We start from the raw sequence: 260 nt of genomic DNA on the forward strand, positions 1-260 counted from the left end.
TATGTCAGCAAAATCAAACAACCCCTGCTCTTTTCCAAGCTGAGCATAAAAAATTACTTGGAACAGCAAGTCCCCCAACTCTTCTTTTAAGTGAGCAAAGTCGCCTTGCTCGATAGCATCGGCAACTTCGTGTGCTTCTTCTAACGTATGAGGGACAATGGTTTTAAAGGTTTGCTTCTTATCCCAGTCGCATCCAGTGCTTGGGTCGCGCAGCTTCGACATAACCTCTAGCAGCTGCTCTATCCCAATTGCTGTAGAAG

The 260-nt window shown here is 45.8% G+C and carries 1 protein-coding gene; it reads right to left on the reverse strand.

Annotation, left to right across the window (positions count from 1 at the left end):
• A partial coding sequence (locus CWC11_RS22080) for a MazG nucleotide pyrophosphohydrolase domain-containing protein (protein WP_502704832.1) occupies positions 1–249 on the reverse strand: 249 nt, incomplete at its 3' end.
• Positions 250–260 lie beyond the last annotated feature (11 nt).

The sequence above is a fragment of the Pseudoalteromonas sp. S3178 genome, from assembly GCF_005886985.1.
Taxonomy (GTDB): domain Bacteria; phylum Pseudomonadota; class Gammaproteobacteria; order Enterobacterales; family Alteromonadaceae; genus Pseudoalteromonas; species Pseudoalteromonas carrageenovora.